General features: G+C 50.4%; 23 protein-coding genes and 1 riboswitch. Of the genes, 6 read left to right on the top strand and 17 right to left on the bottom strand.

Features of this window, described 5'->3' with window-relative positions:
- Positions 1-184 precede the first annotated feature (184 nt).
- Both MKY22_RS02320 and MKY22_RS02315 read left to right on the top strand, forming a co-directional pair.
- The gene (locus MKY22_RS02320; RefSeq protein WP_341086323.1) at positions 185-730 is read left to right on the top strand and encodes a GNAT family N-acetyltransferase; all 546 of its coding nucleotides are present in this window, start codon (positions 185-187) and stop codon (positions 728-730) included.
- 150 nt (positions 731-880) lie between these two features.
- The gene (locus MKY22_RS02315) at positions 881-3,235 is read left to right on the top strand and encodes an SH3 domain-containing protein (protein ID WP_341086321.1); all 2,355 of its coding nucleotides are present in this window, start codon (positions 881-883) and stop codon (positions 3,233-3,235) included.
- A 58-nt stretch (positions 3,236-3,293) separates the two neighbouring features.
- Here the strand turns inward: MKY22_RS02315 and MKY22_RS02310 are convergent, their stop codons facing one another.
- Positions 3,294-3,587 carry a putative quinol monooxygenase gene (locus MKY22_RS02310; RefSeq protein ID WP_029340705.1) on the bottom strand — a complete coding sequence of 98 codons (294 nt, stop codon included), beginning with the start codon at positions 3,585-3,587 and terminating at the stop codon, positions 3,294-3,296.
- 77 nt (positions 3,588-3,664) lie between these two features.
- Between MKY22_RS02310 and MKY22_RS02305 the strand changes: the two genes are divergently transcribed.
- Both MKY22_RS02305 and msrA read left to right on the top strand, forming a co-directional pair.
- Complete coding sequence (locus tag MKY22_RS02305; RefSeq protein WP_341086319.1) at positions 3,665-4,843, top strand: M20 metallopeptidase family protein; 1,179 nt, start codon at positions 3,665-3,667, stop codon at positions 4,841-4,843.
- Positions 4,844-4,905: 62 nt separating this feature from the next.
- A riboswitch (SAM riboswitch) is annotated at positions 4,906-5,009 on the top strand.
- Positions 5,010-5,103: 94 nt separating this feature from the next.
- Complete coding sequence (gene msrA, locus MKY22_RS02300) at positions 5,104-5,634, top strand: peptide-methionine (S)-S-oxide reductase MsrA (protein ID WP_056063762.1); 531 nt, start codon at positions 5,104-5,106, stop codon at positions 5,632-5,634.
- A gap of 76 nt (positions 5,635-5,710) precedes the next feature.
- Here the strand turns inward: msrA and MKY22_RS02295 are convergent, their stop codons facing one another.
- The 4 genes from MKY22_RS02295 to MKY22_RS02280 form a co-directional block, all read right to left on the bottom strand.
- A complete protein-coding gene (locus tag MKY22_RS02295) occupies positions 5,711-6,193 on the bottom strand; it encodes a DMT family transporter (RefSeq protein ID WP_214856060.1) in 483 nt (160 codons plus the stop codon).
- A gap of 12 nt (positions 6,194-6,205) precedes the next feature.
- Positions 6,206-6,874, bottom strand: a complete 669-nt coding sequence (locus MKY22_RS02290) for a Crp/Fnr family transcriptional regulator (protein ID WP_341086313.1) — start codon at positions 6,872-6,874, stop codon at positions 6,206-6,208.
- 15 nt (positions 6,875-6,889) lie between these two features.
- Positions 6,890-7,318, bottom strand: a complete 429-nt coding sequence (locus MKY22_RS02285; protein WP_058265576.1) for a DMT family transporter — start codon at positions 7,316-7,318, stop codon at positions 6,890-6,892.
- Positions 7,319-7,455: 137 nt separating this feature from the next.
- Positions 7,456-8,394: an NAD(P)H-dependent flavin oxidoreductase gene (locus tag MKY22_RS02280; protein ID WP_290778783.1), complete on the bottom strand. Its 939-nt coding sequence runs from the start codon at positions 8,392-8,394 to the stop codon at positions 7,456-7,458.
- A 90-nt stretch (positions 8,395-8,484) separates the two neighbouring features.
- On the opposite strand from MKY22_RS02280, the gene MKY22_RS02275 reads away from it, so the two are divergent.
- Positions 8,485-9,024: a gamma carbonic anhydrase family protein gene (locus tag MKY22_RS02275; RefSeq protein ID WP_035399020.1), complete on the top strand. Its 540-nt coding sequence runs from the start codon at positions 8,485-8,487 to the stop codon at positions 9,022-9,024.
- A 56-nt stretch (positions 9,025-9,080) separates the two neighbouring features.
- On the opposite strand, the gene paaX is transcribed toward MKY22_RS02275, so the two are convergent.
- The 12 genes from paaX to MKY22_RS02215 form a co-directional block, all read right to left on the bottom strand.
- Positions 9,081-9,965: a phenylacetic acid degradation operon negative regulatory protein PaaX gene (gene paaX / locus MKY22_RS02270; RefSeq protein WP_023467002.1), complete on the bottom strand. Its 885-nt coding sequence runs from the start codon at positions 9,963-9,965 to the stop codon at positions 9,081-9,083.
- A 73-nt stretch (positions 9,966-10,038) separates the two neighbouring features.
- A complete protein-coding gene (locus MKY22_RS02265) occupies positions 10,039-10,806 on the bottom strand; it encodes an enoyl-CoA hydratase-related protein (RefSeq protein ID WP_290778778.1) in 768 nt (255 codons plus the stop codon).
- Positions 10,803-12,011 (bottom strand): acetyl-CoA C-acyltransferase, encoded by a 1,209-nt coding sequence (locus MKY22_RS02260; RefSeq protein WP_290778775.1) that lies wholly within the window; start codon positions 12,009-12,011, stop codon positions 10,803-10,805. The genes MKY22_RS02265 and MKY22_RS02260 overlap by 4 nt, the downstream gene beginning before the upstream one ends.
- Positions 12,008-12,874 (bottom strand): 3-hydroxyacyl-CoA dehydrogenase, encoded by an 867-nt coding sequence (locus MKY22_RS02255; protein ID WP_341086308.1) that lies wholly within the window; start codon positions 12,872-12,874, stop codon positions 12,008-12,010. The genes MKY22_RS02260 and MKY22_RS02255 overlap by 4 nt, the downstream gene beginning before the upstream one ends.
- 74 nt (positions 12,875-12,948) lie before the next feature.
- Positions 12,949-14,457: an aldehyde dehydrogenase family protein gene (locus tag MKY22_RS02250; RefSeq protein WP_058703594.1), complete on the bottom strand. Its 1,509-nt coding sequence runs from the start codon at positions 14,455-14,457 to the stop codon at positions 12,949-12,951.
- A 5-nt stretch (positions 14,458-14,462) separates the two neighbouring features.
- On the bottom strand, positions 14,463-15,242 hold the full coding sequence (locus tag MKY22_RS02245) for an enoyl-CoA hydratase/isomerase family protein (RefSeq protein WP_341086300.1): 780 nt from the start codon (positions 15,240-15,242) through the stop codon (positions 14,463-14,465).
- Positions 15,220-15,543, bottom strand: coding sequence for an EthD family reductase (locus tag MKY22_RS02240; protein WP_290778766.1), 324 nt, complete (start codon positions 15,541-15,543; stop codon positions 15,220-15,222). The genes MKY22_RS02245 and MKY22_RS02240 overlap by 23 nt, the downstream gene beginning before the upstream one ends.
- Before the next feature lie 15 nt (positions 15,544-15,558).
- Complete coding sequence (gene paaD, locus MKY22_RS02235) at positions 15,559-16,053, bottom strand: 1,2-phenylacetyl-CoA epoxidase subunit PaaD (RefSeq protein ID WP_290778763.1); 495 nt, start codon at positions 16,051-16,053, stop codon at positions 15,559-15,561.
- Positions 16,054-16,067: 14 nt separating this feature from the next.
- On the bottom strand, positions 16,068-16,853 hold the full coding sequence (gene paaC / locus MKY22_RS02230) for a 1,2-phenylacetyl-CoA epoxidase subunit PaaC (protein ID WP_341086293.1): 786 nt from the start codon (positions 16,851-16,853) through the stop codon (positions 16,068-16,070).
- Positions 16,850-17,194 carry a 1,2-phenylacetyl-CoA epoxidase subunit PaaB gene (paaB, locus tag MKY22_RS02225; RefSeq protein WP_023466991.1) on the bottom strand — a complete coding sequence of 115 codons (345 nt, stop codon included), beginning with the start codon at positions 17,192-17,194 and terminating at the stop codon, positions 16,850-16,852. Before paaB ends, paaC begins: the two co-directional genes overlap by 4 nt.
- Positions 17,195-17,208: 14 nt before the next feature.
- Positions 17,209-18,180: a 1,2-phenylacetyl-CoA epoxidase subunit PaaA gene (gene paaA, locus MKY22_RS02220; RefSeq protein WP_341086288.1), complete on the bottom strand. Its 972-nt coding sequence runs from the start codon at positions 18,178-18,180 to the stop codon at positions 17,209-17,211.
- An 18-nt stretch (positions 18,181-18,198) separates the two neighbouring features.
- Positions 18,199-19,476, bottom strand: a complete 1,278-nt coding sequence (locus tag MKY22_RS02215; protein WP_341086286.1) for a phenylacetate--CoA ligase family protein — start codon at positions 19,474-19,476, stop codon at positions 18,199-18,201.
- 331 nt (positions 19,477-19,807) lie between these two features.
- Here MKY22_RS02215 and MKY22_RS02210 point away from each other — a divergent pair, with 331 nt between their 5' ends.
- Positions 19,808-20,209, top strand: coding sequence for a thioesterase family protein (locus MKY22_RS02210; protein WP_341086283.1), 402 nt, complete (start codon positions 19,808-19,810; stop codon positions 20,207-20,209).
- Positions 20,210-20,216 lie beyond the last annotated feature (7 nt).

Below are 20,216 nucleotides of genomic sequence, written 5' to 3'. Positions count from 1 at the left end.
TCCGTTGCATGGACAAACGTCCATGTTCCTCCCTCGGTCCAGCCGTACGGAACCCTAGAGGATACTCCCTATTCCATTCGATACAACCACCCTAGCACGCCCTTTTTCCTATGTCAAACAGGAATCCGTTCCCCATCTGTCAAATAGAATCAAAGTGACTTCATCTGAAAGAGGAGGATGCTGCATGCGGTATAAAATCAATGATCAACTTCGGATTCGTCGTTTTACACCAGAAGATGTAGAAGCGGTTCACGCTTATGCCTCACAACCCATCGTCAGTCAATTCCAGTCGTGGGGACCGAATACCGAAACGGATACGAAACAATTCCTACACGATGCGCTTGAAAGTGAACTCGAGACACCAAGACGTCGTTATGTCTTTGCCGTGACGTTTCCAAGTGACGTCGTCATCGGTGCCGGTGAACTCGTCATCACAGACGTTGAGAATAAAATCGCCGAAATCGGATACGTCCTCTCGCCTGATGAATGGGGGAACGGATACGCGACGTCGATTGCCTCTTTCCTTCTCCAATTCGGTTTCGAAAAACTAGAACTACACCGAATCACGGCAACGTGTGACCCACGGAACGTCGCTTCCGAACGCGTGTTGCAAAAGGTCGGCATGACGAAGGAAGGACAGCTCCGCGAGACGGTCTATCTCGAAGACCACTGGCGCGATTCCTTGATTTACGGCATGCTTGACTGGGAATGGCAAGTGGATCACGAATAAGATAACTAACATATGACTTCAAACGGCGTGCCAAGGCATACCGTTTTTTTATGGACAATCTCCTATTTTTTTGATTTTTATCAATTTTTAAACAAGCGCATGCTACACTATTCATAATGACAAATTTTAAGAATTGGAGTGAACCTCTTGATGAAAAAATGGACTGCTTATGTTGCTGGACTTGCCGCAACGTTAATGTTGAGCTCGGTTTTACCCGCACCCGCGCTCGCTGAATCGCCACCTGCTCAACCGACAGCAGAAACACAAACAGTCACCGAGACGACCGGGGCGGCTTATTTGAAAGAGGATGCTGCGTTGCTACAAACGGCTGATTCCACAACGGTCATTCAACAACTACCAGCAGGAACGACATTGAAGACACTTGGCACGGACGGTGACTTCACTCGTGTCAGTTGGCAAGAAGGCGCTGCTTATGTCGCAACAAACGCGTTAACGCAAACAGCACCTGTCTTTCAAAAACAAGCTACGCTGATGTCGAAAAGTCCACTCTCATTAGTTGCTTCACCATTTGACCCCACCGTCGTGACGACACTTCCCGCCTATCAGCGAATCGATACATACGGCACTTTCGACACGTTCACGCGTCTGAAATGGAACGAGCAATACGTCTACGTACCGACGGCACAACTCGAGCAACTTCCGAAATTAGTTGGGACGCGTTATGCCAAACGAACGACTTCTCTTTTCGTTGAGCCGAAGACGACGAGCACGAAGACAGCCGTCACTCAAAATCAAGCATTCGAAACGTTCGGTACGATCGGTACTTTTACGCGTGTTGCGACTAAGACGGGTTACGCTTTCGTATTGACAACTGATTTAGCAGATGCGCAGGTCGTGAACCATCCGGAAACAGGGCTACGTTACGTCCAACAGCAGACGACGGTCTATGCTACTGCGACTACGAAAGGAAAAGTCGTACAATCGCTTCCTGTGAATACTTCTCTTCAGACGTACGGCATCGAGGGGTCATTTACACGAATCAAACGAAACGACGAGTATGCCTATGTGTTGACGGCACATCTCGGTACGTTAAAATACTATCCGAAGACTGCACGCCTCTATGTTCAGCGTGCTACACCGATCTATTCGGATGCCAAATCTTCAAGTCCTGTCTTAAAGCAACATCAAACGAATACGCTGCTGACGGTGTATGGCACAAGCGGTGCCTATAGCCGGATCATCTTCCGTGGAGTTCATGCTTACGTCAAGACAGCTGATCTCGGTACTGGAAAAGTCTATGCATCAACCGGGACACGATACGCGAAACGCAACTTGTCCGTCTACACATCTGCGTCGACGAAGAGCAAAATCATGTATTCCGTCAAACGAGCTGATAAGCTAACGATTTACGGAACAAGCGGCAGTTACACACGCTTGAAAAAAGGATCGGTCTACGGTTACGTCAAGACGACGGATCTCGTCACGAAAAAGCCGGATCTGTATGACGTCACTGGCCAACGCTACGTGACGGAAGACGATGTCGTCATTCGTTCGCAGGCAAAACTATCGGGTAAAAAAATCGGCACATTCAAAAAAGGGGCCTCGATTTCGATCTACGGAAAAAGCGGTTATTATACACGCGTCAAATATAAAAACACCTTTGGTTTCGTCGATTCGAGTCGCATCGGACTGAACAAGCCGACGGCAAAAGCAAAAAAAGGAACGACATTTTATGTCCACCTGGACCAGACGCCACTCTTCTCTGCCGACGTTGCTTACAGTCGCCCAGCTGCCTATTTGAAGAAAGGAACAAAACTGATTGGTCTGAAATCGATTGATGATGACTTTTGGCAAGTTCGCCTGGCAAATGGTCAAACCGGTTATGTCCTCAACCCTTATATCAGCACGAGCAAACCCGATATGGGACTGACACAAAAAGCGATCGACCGAGCGAAAATCTATACGGTCAAACAGACGACGTCGTTCTTTGCGAGTCCGACAAGTCCAAAAGGTAGCGGACTCGTTGAACAAGGCAAACGGGTTTATCCGCGTCATCGAGTCGGAAACTTCTATGTCATCCAGTCAGGCTGGACACCTGTTTATCTTCCTGTATCCGCCGTGACGATCACGTCCGATAAACGGGTCGTTAAAAAGAATAATACGCGTGGTGAAAAGCTGATCCAAGCAGCAGTCCAACATATCGGCACACCATACACATGGGGTTCGCAAGATGCCGTGAACGGTGGTTTTGACTGTTCCGGTTTGATTCACTACGCGACGAACAAGGCCGGAAAATACGGTGGTCGGACGAACGTTCGTGGCTACTGGTACGGTGCTTTCTTTACAAATCGCCGGACGAGTATTGCAAGCGGTAAACGCTCGGATATCGTCTTCTTCCAGAACACTTATACAGATGGTCCATCGCATATCGGAATCATGCTCGATAGCGAACACTTCATCCATGCAGGCGGTTCACAGCTTCAAATCAACTCGATTTACGAACCGCGTTGGCAAGAGCATTTCCTCGGATTTAAATCGATGTAAGACAAAAAAAGACGAATCCGTCGAAATCGACGGGTTCGTCTCTTCTTATCGCAATACGTTAAAATGTCATCTCGACGTATTTCGTTACTTGTCGATCCATCAAGTATAACTCGATCTGTTCACGGTAGGCTTTATAGTGATCGGATGCGATATGCGCTTCAAGTGCCTCTTCATCACGATACACTTCATACAGCATGAATTGATGCTCATCCTCGATCGATTGATGTAAGGAATAACGTAAGCACCCTTCTTCTTTTTGTGAGGCATGATAAACCGTTTGTAGAATCGGGAAGACTTGATCCGCAAGTCCTGCTTTGATTGTAAGTACAGCGTTGACGACGATTTCTCCCATGTTTCATTATCCCCTTTCGTGATTACCTGTATCTGTACCCATTTTCACGAAAAGACACACGTCAAAGGAGCTTGAAGATGCAAACTCAACTTTTTGAAGCACTTGAACAATTCGAACCGACGATGATCGCGTTACGTCGTGATTTTCATCGACATCCGGAACTCTCTTTCCAGGAAGTCCGCACATCAGAACGAATTGCAAACTTTTACGCGGAGCAGGGCATCCCTTATCAAACAGCCGTCGGAGGTCGTGGTGTCGTCGCGACGATCGAAGGCAAACAGCCTGGTCCGACGATTGCGGTCCGTGCCGATTTTGATGCTTTACCACTTCAAGAAGAGACGACGCTTGCCTTCCGGTCGATCCATCCCGGGGTCATGCATGCATGTGGACACGATGGTCATACGGCGATCGTGATGGCCCTTGCTGCTACACTCTATCCGTTACGCGATCAATTGCAAGGAACGATTCGGATCATCCACCAGCATGGAGAAGAGGTCTTTCCCGGTGGAGCCATCCAAATGATCGAAGCCGGCGTCCTCGAAGGGGTCGATGCAATTTTCGCGACACATCTCGAAAATGATTTACCGGTTGGCACGATTGGGTTTCGGGAAGGACATACATTATGTGCGATCGACGAATTCGAAATCATCGTCCATGGTCAAGGTGGTCATGCGCAAGCACCGCACAAAACAAAAGATGCGCTCGTCGCTGGAGCGCAACTCGTCTGCAACTTACAACATCTCGTTAGTCGACGGGTCGATCCGTTTGAGCCTGCTGTTCTTGCAATTGGTTCTTTCCATGCGGGAACGGCTCCGAACATCGTCACGGGTGAAGCACGCATCGTCGGGGAAATCCGGACGTTCAATGAAACACTGCGGCATCAGCTCCGGCAAGAAGTCGATCTTGTCGCCAAAACGACATGTGCCGGCATCGGTGCTACCTATTCAATCGACTTCACGACTGGTTACCCGGCGCTCTGGAATCACCCGGATGAGACAAAACTCGTTCAGGAAGCTGCTGCTTTCTTACCGGAAGCATCCGTCCGGGCACTCACACCAATGATGGCGGCGGACGACTTCGCACATTACTTAACACACGTCCCGGGTAGTTATTTCTTTACCGGCTCTGGCTATACGGACGGTCGCGTCAACTATCCGCAGCACCATCCACAGTACGAGATCAATGAACAAGCGTTGTTGATCGGTGCGAAGACACTTGGAGCAACCGTTTTACGTGCCTTAAATTCTAAGGATTGACTTTATTTCTTTGTGAATGGTATCATCACAACAATGATAACGAATGACATCAACTTCATATACCCTTATCAAGAGTGGACCGAGAGATCTGGATCGATGACGTCCCAGCAACCTGCGCATAGCAAGGTGCTACGACCAGCAAAGCGAAAGCTTTGGTTGATAAAAAGCGGCGACTCCTTTTGCAACCAAGCGAAGGAGTCGTTTTCGTTTTCTCGCTGTCAGACATACAATGGGGATTTCCCACGGAGAGGAAGAGACAGATGGAAAAAGCAACATTTGCAGGTGGATGTTTTTGGTGCATGGTGACACCATTTGAAGAATTACCAGGAATCGAGGGAATCGTATCAGGTTACATGGGCGGACACGTCGATAACCCGACATACGAGCAAGTCAAAACAGGAACGACGGGACACCTCGAGGTCGTCCAAATCACGTTTGATCCGAGCCTGTTCCCGTACGAGCGTTTACTTGAACTCTACTGGCCCCAAACGGATCCGACGGATGCAGAAGGTCAATTCCAAGATCGCGGTACGCAGTACGCGCCAGCAATCTTCTATCATACGGATGCGCAGCATGAAGCTGCGATTACTTCCCGTGACGCTCTTGCTGCAAGCAACCGTTTCAAACAACCGATCGTGACGCGGATTGATGCCGCTTCTGAATTTTATCCAGCGGAAGAGTACCATCAAGACTTCCATAAGAAAAATCCAGAACACTACAAAAAAGATCGTGCTGCTTCTGGTCGTGATGCCTTCATCGAACAGGAATGGAAAGATACGACGACGGTCTAATTCAAAAAATGCATATAAAAAACAGGTCAGTAAACATTTGTTTGCTGACCTGTTTCATTGTTATGAAAAAAATAAGTCATGAAACACGTTCTACTTGATCCTTCGCCCTCTCTTCCGGCGCGACGACTTGATACCGCTTCAAAACGAAGATCCCACATACCATGACGGCGAGACCGACGAGCTGACCGAACGATAAATCAATTTGTGGTAAACCGAACCAGCCGAACGTATCAACAGCAAGAGCAAAGCTTAACTGCGAAATCAGAACGACAGAGATCGCGATGGACGGACCAAGCAACTGAATCCCACGCATGACACAAAAAACGACGCCGACACCGACAAGTCCACCAAACCAATAGAGTGGCGATACGTTTTGGATCTGTCCGATTGTTCCACCACGAAACAGAACATACGTGACACTTGCTCCGATGAAACCGACGAAGAAGACCAGCGTCGTTGTCGCCCAAGCACCGAACGCGTCACTCATCCGAGCATTCAATACCGTCTGTAAACTGATTAACATCCCTGCCAACACGGCACACACGATTCCTATTACCATGTTCGTTCCTCCTTACTCATAGCTGTTACCGTTCGCCTTCTCGCGAATCCGCTCCAAATCGACGATGATGATTTTCCCGCGTCGTCGAACGAGAATCTCCTCTTCACATAATTTCGTGATGATCCGGTTGAGATGGCGATAACTCGTTCCAAGCCAGTCAGCGACGTCATGCAGGTTCGACGTCCGCATCTCCTGATAAAACAAACTGTCACTGGCTTCAGAAGCGATCGATAACAAATACCCTGCAAATCGCTCTTCGACGGTATACAACACGTGATGCGACGCTGATTTCGAGTCGGCATACCACTTGGCTGTGATCGTGCGTAATAAAAATTGCAGAAAGACGTTCGTCGTATTGTGCTCGCGTAAAATCGCATACGGTACGCTCAACACCTCGACGTCGGTCACCGCTTCGACCGTATTCAATACTTCCCGTTCGTTGATGAACTCAGCGTCACCGATCACTGTCAGTGGTGTCTTGAATCGCAGAATCCGCTGTTTCCCTTCTGACGAGGCAGCAGATATCTTGACCTTGCCTGCGACGATGAAGTACATCCGGTCGATCGCTGCCCCTGTCGTACAGAGGAGTTCCCCTTTTTGGAAGGTTTCTTGACGCAACCTAGCGCGCGTCTCTTCCGTCAAAATCGTATCCAGTCCGTACTGTTGAATGACGGTTTCCATGTTTATTCCCTCCCTTTAGGCAAGTGAGAAAATCGCAACTCCTGCAAGCATGAGACCCACACCAACCCACTGACCACGATTTCCTTGTTTTTTTAAGACACCGAACCATCCCTTTAAATCAATCACAAACGCACATAAAATCTGTGCGACGAGTAATAAACACATCGCCCATGTCATCCCGAGTTTTTGGATTGCTGTCAGTTCCGTTACGACGACTAGCACGCCAATCAAACCGCCGCTTGCATAAATCCACGGTAACTGACGGAAGCCACCGATTTTCCGATCTCGTACGAAACTGTAAATGACTAAACAACCCATCAGACCCACAAAGTGGACGATCAATACGGACAACCACGGTCCGACGCCTGTCGCAAGGCGCGCATTGAATATGCCTTGCAGGGCGATGAACAGACCGCTCATCAAAGCAAACACGACTCCTTGCACGTCATCTCCTCCTTTAATCTCTACACTAGAGTAGACCTTACTCGTGCCCTACTTGAAAAGGACAAATGTCCCATTTTCAAAAAAACATGAAAAAACCCGCTGTCCACAAGTGGCATCACGGGTCCCTCACTATATACTCATGTCGTAAAACGAGTCGTCGTTTGTTTCAGCTGTTCCTCTGCTTCCGCCATCATGCGCGTAAACAACTCCGCAACAGTCGGCACATCATGAATCAATCCCGCAACCAGTCCAGCGTTGACATACCCTTTCTCCTCATCGCCCTCAAGAGCGCCCGTAATATGATACGACTCATTCGTCTGATCGAGAAAAGCAGCAGGTGTCTCTGCTGTGAGTCGTTCGACGTAAGGACCATCAAGGACACGTCGGACGAATCCGACGGAACGTCCGATGATACGTGTATCGGTATCGGTCGCATCCATTAAGTGCGCCTTGTATGCCGAATGAACCTTCGCCTCTTCCGTCGCGATCAATCGTGTTCCGAGCTGGGCACCAGCCGCACCAAGTAACAGAACAGCTGCCAGTCCACGGCCGTCACCAATCCCACCCGCTGCCAGGACCGGAATGTTGGCCCGATCGACGAGTTGCGGAATCAAGGTCAGCGTCGTCAACTCGAGCGGTGAATTGATACCTGCCGCTTCAACTCCCTCCGCTACGAGTACATCAGCGCCCGCCTGTTCTGCCTTTAACGCCTGTTTGACTGAAGCGACAACCGCGATCGTTTTGATGCCGGCAGCTTGAAGTCGCGCTATGTACGGTGCCGGGTTTCCTGCCGATAAGGAGACGACCGGGATCTTTTCTGCAATCGCGAGATCAATCAGTGCTTCCGTATAAGGAGACACCCGAATCGCGATGTTCAAAGCAAATGGTTGATCCGTCAGCATTCGTGTCTCGTGAATCCGCGACGCCACTTCATCGACCGACAATGTCCCGCACCCGAGCGTTCCGAGTCCCCCGGCATTCGAAACCGCTGCCGTCAGCGCCGCATGACTAATGTTACCCATTCCTCCTTGGATCAAAGGATATCGAATTTTAAAGAGCTCACAAATCGGAAACATGTCTTTCCTCCGTTCTCGACTTCACTCACATGCTATACTGACATGGAATGAATAGTAGTTCATCTTATTATAGAAACGAGGTATTCTGTTATGAAGATTCCGTATCAATCGATTCATCCGAACGTTGCCTCCGATGTATTCATCGCTCCTGGCGCTTATCTGATCGGAGACGTCACGATCGGTTCCGAGTCTACCGTCTGGTTCAACGCTGTCTTACGCGGTGACGAAGGACCGATTACGATTGGGAAACGATGCAGTATCCAGGACAACGCGACGATTCATCTGTATGAAGGGGCACCCGTCGTCATTGAAGATGAAGTAACGGTCGGACATAACGCAATTTTACACGGTTGCAAAATCGGACGTCGTTCGATCGTCGGAATGGGTGCGACCGTTCTTGATCACGCAGAGATCGGTGAAGAATGCATCATCGGGGCGAATACGTTAATTCCATCGGGAAAAGTTTTCCCACCCCGTTCGTTGATCATCGGCTCACCCGGTAAAGTCGTGCGTGAACTAACAGAAGCGGATCTTGCGATGATTCAGGAGTCGATTGATTCTTATGTCGATAAAGGATATGCCTTCCGAAACATTCTCGCAGAATCTGCTGAACAGAACACATCTGAATGACACGAATGCGGGGCGGATCAACTGATCCGTCCCGCTCTTTTCATTCGAATAAATGCTCACCGTTCCGCAAACAGCGGATGTTCCGCCGCATCGTACGAGGCACTGCGTTGCGACACATCGTGCGTCTCTTCAAAGATTGATTCGAAGAACCGACTCGCTGGTTGTGCGAGCAATCGGTAATATTGTTCGAACAAGAGCGCCGCGTGATGTCCGCTCCACGCATCTGGTAACAGTTCTTGCGGTAATCCGGGATCTGTGAATAGAAACTTCCGGTATTCATGTACGAGCATCGTCCGTTCGACGAAACACTGTTCATCCGTCATTTCTCCGAGTTGGAGCTGACTTTGATGGACGATGTATTGCCGGCTGTAATCCGTGATGAACGTCTCGTAACGCTCCTGCAATTCCTCCAGCGGAAACGCACGCTCGACGAGGGATTGATCCTGCTTCGGACCGTGGTATTCACCGACGAAGAAATCGACATACTCTTCGATCTCGTACGACGCGATCAATCGTTCCGCCTCTTTTTCAAGTGGATTCGGTGAGATCCAAACCCCATTCGATAAGTTGCCAAACCCACTCCACGTCAGTTCTTTGCGGAGCTCATCACGAATCTGGCGTTTATCCTCCGGAATCGTGTACATCAGCGTCCGCCACTTCCCGTCCCAGTCGTGCGGTGTTGATCTGTAGATCCGGCGTGCGGCCTCCTCCATCCGTTCCACCCCACGTGGTGTCAATGAATAGAAGCTTTTATTTCCTTGTTTCTCGGAGACGAGCCAGCCTTGTTTAACCATTCGGGACACAGCAACCCGAACGGCCTGCTCGTTATGTCCGAACTCTTTGACGAGTCGAATTAAACTCCCGACCCAAATTTGATTGCCGTAATGGCGGATATAATCGCCGTAAATCGTAAAGATCATCGATTGGGTGTTCGCACTCATGGTATTCACTCTCTCTTCAGTCGTTCATAGTGTGTATCGTTAGTATACGGGTTATTTCAAACGTCGACCATCCTCATTTTCCTTCAAAGCGTGGTGCTCGTTTTTCAGCGAAGGCTTGTAGCGCTTCCTGACGATCAGCCGTCGGAATGACGACTTCATAGGCTTCCGTTTCGAGCTGTAGTCCTTCTTCGAGTGAGACATCCCGCCCTTGATCAATCGCTCGCTTCGCTTGGCGCAAGGCAATCGGACCATTCTGTAACATTTGATGGGCAAACTCAAGACACGTCGTCATCAACGCTTCCCGAGCGACGACGGCTGTCGCGAGTCCGTATCGTTCTGCTGTCATCGCATCGATTTTTTTCGCCGTGAAGATCAATTCCTTTGCCCGAGTCTCCCCAATCAGTCGTGGCAAGCGTTGTGTTCCACCGGCTCCTGGAATGATCCCGAAGCTAGTTTCCGTCAAGCCGACGAGTGCATCCTCGACGAGAAAACGGAAATCACAGGCAAGGATCCACTCGAACCCACCGCCGAGCGCGTGACCGTTGACGGCTGCGATTGTTGGTTGCGGCAATTGTGCGATCGAAGTGAAGACATTCCGGATCGCAAGGACATTACGCCGGACTTCTTCTTCGTTTAAATGCACGCGTTCTTTTAAATCGGCACCCGCACTAAATGCTTTCCCCGTTCCCGTAAACAGAACGACCCGCGCTTCCGGGTCGACCGATAACGCATCGACCTGTTCTTGCAAAGCGACAAGCGTCGGATAATCGAGACAGTTCAAACGTTCTGGACGATCAATCCGGACGATTGCGATATAGCCTTCTCGTTCTAAGTGAATCATACGAGTCCCTCCCGATCGACGACGAGTGCGATCCCTTGTCCGACTCCAACACACATCGTCGCGAGACCATAGGTCCGGTTCGTCCGGCGCATCTCATGCAATAATGTCGTCAAAATCCGGGCCCCACTCGCACCGAGTGGATGACCGAAGGCGATCGCACCGCCGTTGACGTTGACTTTTTCGCTTGGTAAACCAAGTGCTTCGATACAGGCAAGACTTTGAGCCGCAAACGCTTCGTTCAACTCGATTTGATCGAGCTGTTCGACCGTCAACCTTGCCCGTCGGAGGACTTTTTCCGTTGCGTCGATCGGTCCGATCCCCATGATGGCAGGTTCGACCCCTGCCGTCGCACTCGCCCGGTAATACCCGAGCGGCGTCAAACCGAGTTCGTTTGCTTTTTCTTCACTCATCAATAACAACGCCGACGCACCGTCGTTGACACCTGAAGCATTCCCCGCCGTCACGGTACCATTTGGGAATAACGGACGAAGTGTCGCCAGTTTCTCACGTGTCGTCTCAGGACGAGGATGTTCATCGCGGTCGAAGACGCTGACGTTACCTTTCCGGTCTGTTTGTGTGACCGCAACCAGTTCGTCCGTGAAGTGCTCTGCCTCGATGGCTCGTTTTGCGCGTTGCTGGCTTTCGAACGCAAAGTCGTCCTGTGCTTCGCGCGAGATTCCGTACTGACGGGCGACGTTCTCAGCTGTTTCTGGCATCGAATCCGTTCCGTATTGATCTGCTAAACGATCATTGACGAAGCGCCAACCAATCGTCGTATCGTACATCGTCTGGTTGCCACGTGGGTTGGCCTGATCCGGCTTCGCGAGAACGAACGGTGCACGCGTCATGCTTTCCGTTCCACCAGCGATATAGATATCACCTTCACCTAAGGCAATCCCACGCGCTGCCGCGATGACGGCGTCCAGTCCAGATCCACATAAGCGATTGATCGTCGTACCGGCGACTTCGACCGGTAGACCAGCTAGTAATCCCGACATCCGGGCGACGTTGCGATTGTCTTCTCCCGCCTGATTCGCATTGCCAAAAATGACTTCCTCGATCGTCTTCGGATCGACTTGTGGATTACGCTCAAGCAACGCTTCGATGACGCGTGCTCCTAAGTCATCTGGACGAACCTGACGCAACGCGCCATTATAGCGACCGATCGGTGTCCGAACGGCATCGATGATGGCGACCCGTTTCATGATGTCACCTCGCGATTCGTATAGTCATAGACGCCACGACCGGTTTTACGACCGAGTCTGCCCGCTTTAACATACTGTTCGAGTAGTGGTGCCGGACGGTATTTTTCGCCGAGCTTCTCATGCAGATACTTTAAGTTATGGAGCCGGGTATCGAGTCCGACCAAGTCCCCGAGTTCAAATGGTCCCATCGGGTAGTTTAAGCCGAGTTTGATCGCTTTATCGATCTCTTCTGGTGTCCCGAGTCCTTCTTGTAACATGTAGAACGCTTCGTTTCCGACGAGCGCACTGATCCGCGAAGTCACGAACCCAGGAAACTCACGGATGACGACCGTTTCCTTCTGCATCTGACGCGCTACCTGTTCAAGAGCTGTGACCGTCTCATCCGACGTCTCAAGACCACGAACGAGCTCGATCAGTGGCATCAGATGGACCGGATTGAAGAAATGCATCGCCATGACCCGGTCCGCCCGGTTCGTAAAGGACGCAATTTCCGTTGGACTCATCGTCGACGTGTTCGTCGCGAAATAACAGTCCGGACGTGCATTCGCTTCTAGCGTTTCAAAGACTTGCTGTTTGATGCTAAGTTGTTCCGGTACTGCTTCAATGACGAGATCCGCTTGTTGTGCCGCCTCAGCTAGGTCGGTCGACAGATGCAGTCGATCGAACAGTCCCTCGACCTCACTTGTCGTCATCTTGCCACGGATGATGCCTTTTTCCGCGATTCGTTCTAATTCTTGCAGTGCTCCTTTGACGTATTCCTCTTTAATATCAACGAGTGTCACCTGAAATCCGCGGTGTGCGGCCACATAAGCGATACCACGTCCCATGACGCCGGATCCGACGACGACGAGTTGTTCTACCATCTGAATTCCCCCTTATCCCCTGTGCTGTTAAAAAAGGCTGGACTTCCCGACGGAACTCCAGCCTTCCCTCTTGCTTATAGTCCGAACGGATTGAGTGGACGACTGCCGTAATACGACAAGATACTTTTTGTTTCCGTGTACAGATCAAGCGTCTCGATACAGAGTTCTCGACCGAATCCTGATTGTTTGTAGCCACCAAACGGTGTGCCCGGGAAGGCAGAGAACGGACAGTTGACCATGACGATGCCGGCTTTGATTTGATTCGCGACACGTGTCGCTTTCGCGCCATCTTTCGTCCAAACGGCTGATCCGAGTCCAAATGATGTATCGTTCGCTAGGCGAATCGCTTCTTTTTCATCTTTGAACGGCATGACGACGACGACCGGTCCGAAGATTTCTTCATTGACCGCTTTCATCTCGTGCGTGACGTCCGTGATGATCGTCGGTGCGTACCAGAACCCTTTTTCGTATCCTTCTGGTGCTGTCGCGTGACCACCTGTGACGATCGTTGCGCCGTCCGCTTTCGCCGACTGGACGTATCCATCGATGACGTCGACCTGCTGTTGGTCGATGATCGCTCCAACGTGTGTCCCTTTATCAAACGGATTACCGAGGACGAGTTGTTTTGTCTTCGCGACGAACTGTTCCATGAACGCGTCGTAGATCTCTTCGTGGACGTACAGGCGCGAGCGCGCTTCACACGATTGACCACTGTTATAGAAGATCCCGAATAACGAACCATCAACAGCTGCTGTCACATCCGCGTCTTCAAAGACGATGTTCGGTGATTTCCCACCGAGTTCGAGTGTGACTCGTTTTAACGTCTCGGACGCACGTCCCATGATGTCTTTACCGACTGGCGTCGAGCCCGTGAAGGCGACTTTATCGACGTGAGGATGCTCAACGAGATGGTTGCCGATTTCGCGTCCGGATCCCGGGATGACGTTGACGACACCTGCTGGTACGCCAGCTTCTAGACAAATCTCACCGAGAATGATCGCTGTCAATGGTGTCAATGTCGCTGGTTTGACGACGACCGAGCAACCGACTGCGATTGCTGGTGCGACTTTCCAAGCTGCCATCATCAACGGATAGTTCCACGGAATGATTTGTGCACAGACACCGACCGCTTCTTTTTCCGTGTAGTTATGGAATTGTCCCGGTACGTTATTGACGACACCACGGTGGCCGACGATTGCACCCGCATAGAACTCGAAGTCTTCGATCGCTTGCGTGACTTGTCCTTGCGCCGCTGCCAGTGATTTCCCTGTATCAAGAATCTCCAGTTCGACGATTTCGTTGAAGCGGGAACGCATGATGCTCGCAATCTTATTCAAGATTTGTGCCCGACGGCCGACCGGCCACATCTTCCACTTCCCGTGATCAAACGCATCGCGTGCGGCTTGAACGGCGCGATCGGCGTCTTCCTTCGACGCTTTTGCAACTTCCGCAATCACTTCACCTGTTGCCGGATTATATGTTTTAAATGTCTCGCCTGTTGCACCCTCGACTTGTTCGCCGTTGATGAGCAAATGATAGACGGACCGTTTCATTTCAAGTGTTTTTTCATGTACTGTCGACATTGTATTCACTCCTGTTCCTGTTGATTGAAAATCGGTGATCGTTTTTCGAGAAATGCTAGCATGCCTTCTGTTTGATCGGCTGTCGCGAACAAGAGATAGAAGTTACGGCGTTCGTGCTCCATCCCATCCTGTAACGATAAATCAACGGCTTTGTTTGCCGCGTCCTTAATCAACCGCAACGCCATGCTCGGTTGATTCGATAACCGCTCTGCCATCGCCAGCACCGTCGCTTCGACATCAGCCGTCACCCGGTTGATGATACCGAGTCGTTCCGCTTCCTCTGCCCTCATCCGGTCTCCGGTGAAGAGCCACTCGAGCGCTCGCGTCCGACCGATGCATTTCGTCAAGCGCTGCGTCCCGCCTGCTCCTGGCATGACGCCGAGTCCGACTTCCGGGAATCCGAACTGTGTCTCGGGATCGGCGTAGATTAAATCACAAGCGAGTGCCAGTTCAAAGCCGCCGCCAAGGACGAAACCGTGGACACCTGCGATGATCGGCTTTTTGATTCGACTGATCCGGTCCCAGTCCGCGAACGGATCGAGGAGTTCCATCGAGATCGGTGTCGCCTCGAGCATCTCCTCGATATCGGCGCCCGCTGAGAACGATTTTCCGTTTCCGGTCAAGACGATGACCGTCACCCGTTCGTCTCGGTCGAACGTCTCCATCGCCTCGACGATTTCCCGGACCATCGTTCGGTTCAGCGCATTGTATCGTGCCGTTCGGTCGAGTCGAATCCGACCGATCCGATCGACCATTTCCGTCTTAACGTACTGTTGTGTCGGCATGGACATCTTCACCAATCATCAATGTGACGAGATCCCCCGCAAAGCTCATCAAGTCTTTCCCGGACGCTTTTCCTTCGAGCGAACGCATACCTGCTTGCATCGCTTCCTGACTTTCATAGATCATCTCGCACATCAAGTAGTACTTTCCGTCTCCGCCCATTGGTGAGCCGACGATTTTCGTGACAATCATTTCTTGCAGTCCTGGAATTTTTGCTGTCAATGGACCATGGACCTCAAAGTAATGCTGATCGAATGCTTCCTTGTTTTCCGGATGTTTGTACAGTGCGATTAATTTTGCCATATTGATTACCTTCCTTCACATGAGAGTAGAGACGGGTTTCATCGCCTCGAATGGATTTTTACACGATTTACAGTAGAGAATACTTCGACATGCTGTCGGTCCGAATAAGTTTTCCATCGTCACATACGTCGATCCACAATACGGACAGTCAATCTCCCACTTCCCTTGCTCAAACCGAGGAGGAGCGATGCCGAATTCCTTCAATCCTTGCATGCCTTGTTCCGTGATCCGGTCCGATGTCCACGGTGGATCAAACCGGAACTGGACGTCGACCTGTTCGACATTCGGAATCACCTGCAAGGCGGATTCGGTGTTTTTTTTAATGATTTCGAGCGCCGGGCAACCGAGGAACGTCGGGAGAAGCGTGACGCGCACCAGGTAACCATGCTCCGTCGCTTCCGCGTCCATCGTCTCGACCATGCCAAGATCTAAAATACTGACACTATCAATTTCCGGATCCTTCACCCCGTTCAGGGCTTCCCGGATCGCGTGATGGAGTGTCGTCGTCATGCTTCCCTCTCCTTTCACCACGTCGCCATCTGATCAATCAAGTAAACTTCTCCGAGTGTCGCAAGCGCGTCATTCAAGTCTTCCGTGTGATCGCCGTCCCGCCCGTTGCGTGTCATCTGCATTTCTGGGAGGGTCACGTTCAATTCGACGAGTAACGGTGTGATCGTCTGATACCAACGATCAAGTAAAATCCCTTGCCCTTCAATCAACCGCATCTCTTCGATCAGTTGGCCGTATTCACCATAATCGAACATGTCACCGAAGTCATAAAGGACTTTTTCTAAGGCTGCATCCATCTTCTGTCGCGCCGTCTCCGTCGATTGGTAGAGCTGGGTGAACCACGTTTGCCAGTGCAGCAAATGATAGTACAACTCCATGTTGATCTTGACGGCAGCCGTAGCGAGTGGCTCGTAACTGCTCGATTTCAAGGCATCAATCCGAATCTTTTTCGCGACCGTGTAGCAATAGTTCCGGACGACAGCGAATGCCCAGTCATATTCGGGTTTTTCCATATAGTAGCCGGGTCCATTGACACGTTCGACAAGAATCGAGTTCTTCCGTTCGTGTGCCAAGCGGACGTGGGCTAACGCATCAGCATTCCCTTCACCAAGTTCCTCAAGGAGTTGGTAATACATCGCCGCGTGCCCCATCGAATCTTGCGCGATCGAGGATGAAGCGACGTCCTCTTCGATATGCGGTGCGAGCCCGAGCCATTCCGAACCACGATACGCATAGAGAAAGTCATCATCTGCGAGTTGATACAGTAAGGAGGCGAGTGCCGTCCGTTCTTGTTCCGTCATTTGGAATCGCCTCCTTGCCAAGACATGATCTCTTTTTCATCGAGCATCTGTTGCTCGTAATGACGCCATTTTTTCTTCAAGTAGCCGTATCCTTTCGTTGTCCGGTAGTCCTTATTATCGAGGCGTTGGAGCATCTGCTTCTCATCGGGTGATAAACCACGGATATCTTCGCGTTTGACGACCCAAATGTCGACGACCGGTTCCCGGCGCATGAAATTTTCTTGCGCCATCAACAGTGCCATCTCCTTGTTCGGAGCGAGCAAGCTGAATTGATGCGTGAACGCCGCGTTCGGCGTCCGTTTGCTAAAGACTTCGAATTCGTGATAAAACGTCTCGTTCATCGTGCTTTCCCCTCTCATGCCTTCGTTTCAGCGAGTGCATCCCGTACCCAGGCGTTATTTTCGTAAGATGTCCGGCGCAGATCCAGTCGCTCTTTCGAACGTGGTCCTCCCCCTTGGATAATTGTCTTGAATTTTGTCCAGTCTGGCTGCGCATATTCCCATTGCCCTGTCTCTTCATCAAAACGTAACGTCGGGTCTGGAATGACGAGTCCGAGTGAACGAATCCGTGGCACGTACTTCGTAAAGAAGTTTTGTCGGAGCTCTTCATTCGTTTTCGTCCGAATCTTATAAGCGATCGTCACGTCCTGTTTTGATGTCCCGGTCGTCTCTTTCGAGGCTGGTCCAAAGAACATCAACAAGGATTCCCACCACTCATCCAGTGATTCTTGAATCATTGCCCGCTGTTCCGGTGTTCCTTCTGCGAGTACCATGATGATTGACTCCCCATGTTGTGCGTGGAAGACTTCCTCTGCACAGATCCGTTGCAAGGCACGCGCGTACGGTCCGTACGAAGCGCCGAGCATGTTCGTCTGCGTGATAATTGCCGCCCCATCGACAAGCCAACCAATCATTCCGGCATCGGCCCATGACCGTGTCGGCATGTGGAAGACGTTGTGAAATTTCAATCGTCCCGTAAATAAATCATCCATCAAATCCCCACGTGTCTTGCCATACGGCTTCATCAAATCCTCAACGACACGAAGCAACAATTGCCCGTGCCCCATTTCATCCTGGACCTTCGCCATGATGCCAAGTTTTCGTCGAAGCGATGGTGCTTTTGGAACCCATTCTTTTTCCGGAAGTGCACCCATGATTTCACTGATACCGTGCATCGAAATCAGTTTAATCAGTGTGTCTCGGTAAAAAGCAGGCATCCAGTCATCGGCTTCGATCTTTTCACCTTGCTCGATTCGTTCCTTGAAGCGTGCTAATTTTTCGTCTTCCGTCAGTTGGACGGGTTCGAACAGTTGTGTTGCATCATACATGCTAGTTCCTCCTTTGAATCAGACGAGTGATGTCGAGCGTCGATCAACGACTCGGACGGCTTTACCTTCCGATCGTGGTAACCCTTGATGCGGGTGACAGACGAGATCAATGGAAATGAGACATTCTGACTTGATGGCGTCACATATCGAACGCATTTGTCGTTCTGAGATATTTTCGAATTCGATATGTAGCTCAACAGCATCGAGTCCGGCTTTACGTACGAGATGGATTTGATAATGTGGCGTCACGTCCGGTTGTTGGAGCAAGACCCGCTCGATTTCTGACGGAAAGACGTTGACCCCTCGGATAATCAGCATGTCGTCCGTCCGCCCTTTGACACGTGACATTCGTGTCGTCGTCCGACCACAAGCACACACTTTACGCGTGATCGAAGCTAAGTCGCCTGTCCGGTATCGAATGATTGGAAGCGCTTTCTTTTTTAAGCTTGTAAAAACGAGTTCCCCGACCATGCCATCTGGTAACGGTTCCCCCGTAACGGGATCGACGACTTCCGTAATGAATAAGTCATCCATGATATGCAGACCTGCCTGCTCTTGACACTCCATTGCGACACCCGGTCCCATGATTTCACTGAGTCCGTAAATATCGAGTGCCTGCAGATCAAAGGTCTGTTCGAGTGTCTGCCGCATCTCCTCAGACCAGGGCTCGGCCCCAAAGATGCCATAACGCATACCTGTTTTCCGCGGATCGATACCACGTTCAATCATGCGTTCTGCCAATCGTAAAATATACGAAGGCGTCCCACAGATTCCGTCCGGTCGGAAATCCTCGATCAATGTGATTTGGCGATCCGTGTTGCCACCGGAAATCGGTAAGATCGTCATGCCTAGTTTTTCTGCTCCTGCATGAAGCCCGAGACCACCTGTGAACAATCCGTAACCATACGCATTGTGCAGCAAATCAGCTGGTGATCCACCGGCTAAGACTAAACTGCGTGCCACGGCACCGGCCCAGTCATCTAAATCTTCTTGCGTATATCCGACGACGGTCGGTTTACCGCTCGTTCCAGACGAGGCATGAATCCGGGTGACCTCTTCTCGTTCGACGGCAAATAGTCCGAACGGATAATGATCGCGTAAATCTTGTTTACGTGTGAAGGGAAACTTTCGTAGATCCTCGATCGTTTGAAAATCGTTCGCCGTCATCTGTAAGGTCTGCAGACGTTCTTGATAGAACGGGACGCGCGTGACGTGTTCCATCGTTTGGCGCAATCGCTCCATTTGTAGCTGCTCCCGCGTTTGAGCATCCATCGTTTCGTGATGTTGATCGTACATATCTGCACCTCCTCATCATGTATACAATAATAAAACGGTCGTTTGTTTTTAGTTATATATTTAACGTACGATACGTTCACAATGTTGTCAATCTTGTTTTGTTAAATGCTCCCAAACGATTCTCACTCTATCACTTCAACGCACCTTATCGATAAATCAATCAACATTAAACAAGAGATTTCATGATAGACAGTCTTTTTTTGGAAAATATTTTTGAAATGATTTGCTCATTTTGTAACGGGTTGATAAAATATCGTGTGACAAGTGTTATACTATTTTTGGTAAGACCACTTGGTTGAATGAGGATTCGTTGTAGTGAAGGGGGATCACGATGAAGCCAGGTTTAGCTGTCGGGGATACAGCAGAGATTCAAGCGGTCGTCTCGCAAGATATGTTTGCACGATTTGAAGGTCAATTGGTTCATCCCGCATACTCGACTGTTTCGATGGTCTACCATATGGAATGGGCAGCACGTCAACTTATCCTGCCTTACTTAGAGGCAGACGAAGAAGGTGTCGGGGGTGCGGTTTCGTTGAAGCATGTTGGCATGGCAGCTGAAGGCGCACGATTGATCGTGACCGCTACAGTAACACGCGTCACAGCACGTCGCGTTGACGCTGACATCGAAGTCCGAGACGGACAAGCGGTCATTGGAACAGGAGAAGTAACACAATTCATTTTAGAAAAAAGCCGGATTCAAGAAAAATTGCAAGTCAATGCTCCAACAAAATGAAAGCGCT

This window comes from Exiguobacterium sp. FSL W8-0210 (assembly GCF_038006045.1).
In the GTDB taxonomy this organism is placed as follows: Bacteria; Bacillota; Bacilli; order Exiguobacteriales; family Exiguobacteriaceae; genus Exiguobacterium_A.
Note: the sequence above shows the minus strand (reverse complement) of the source record. Positions and strands in the feature narration are given on the sequence as shown.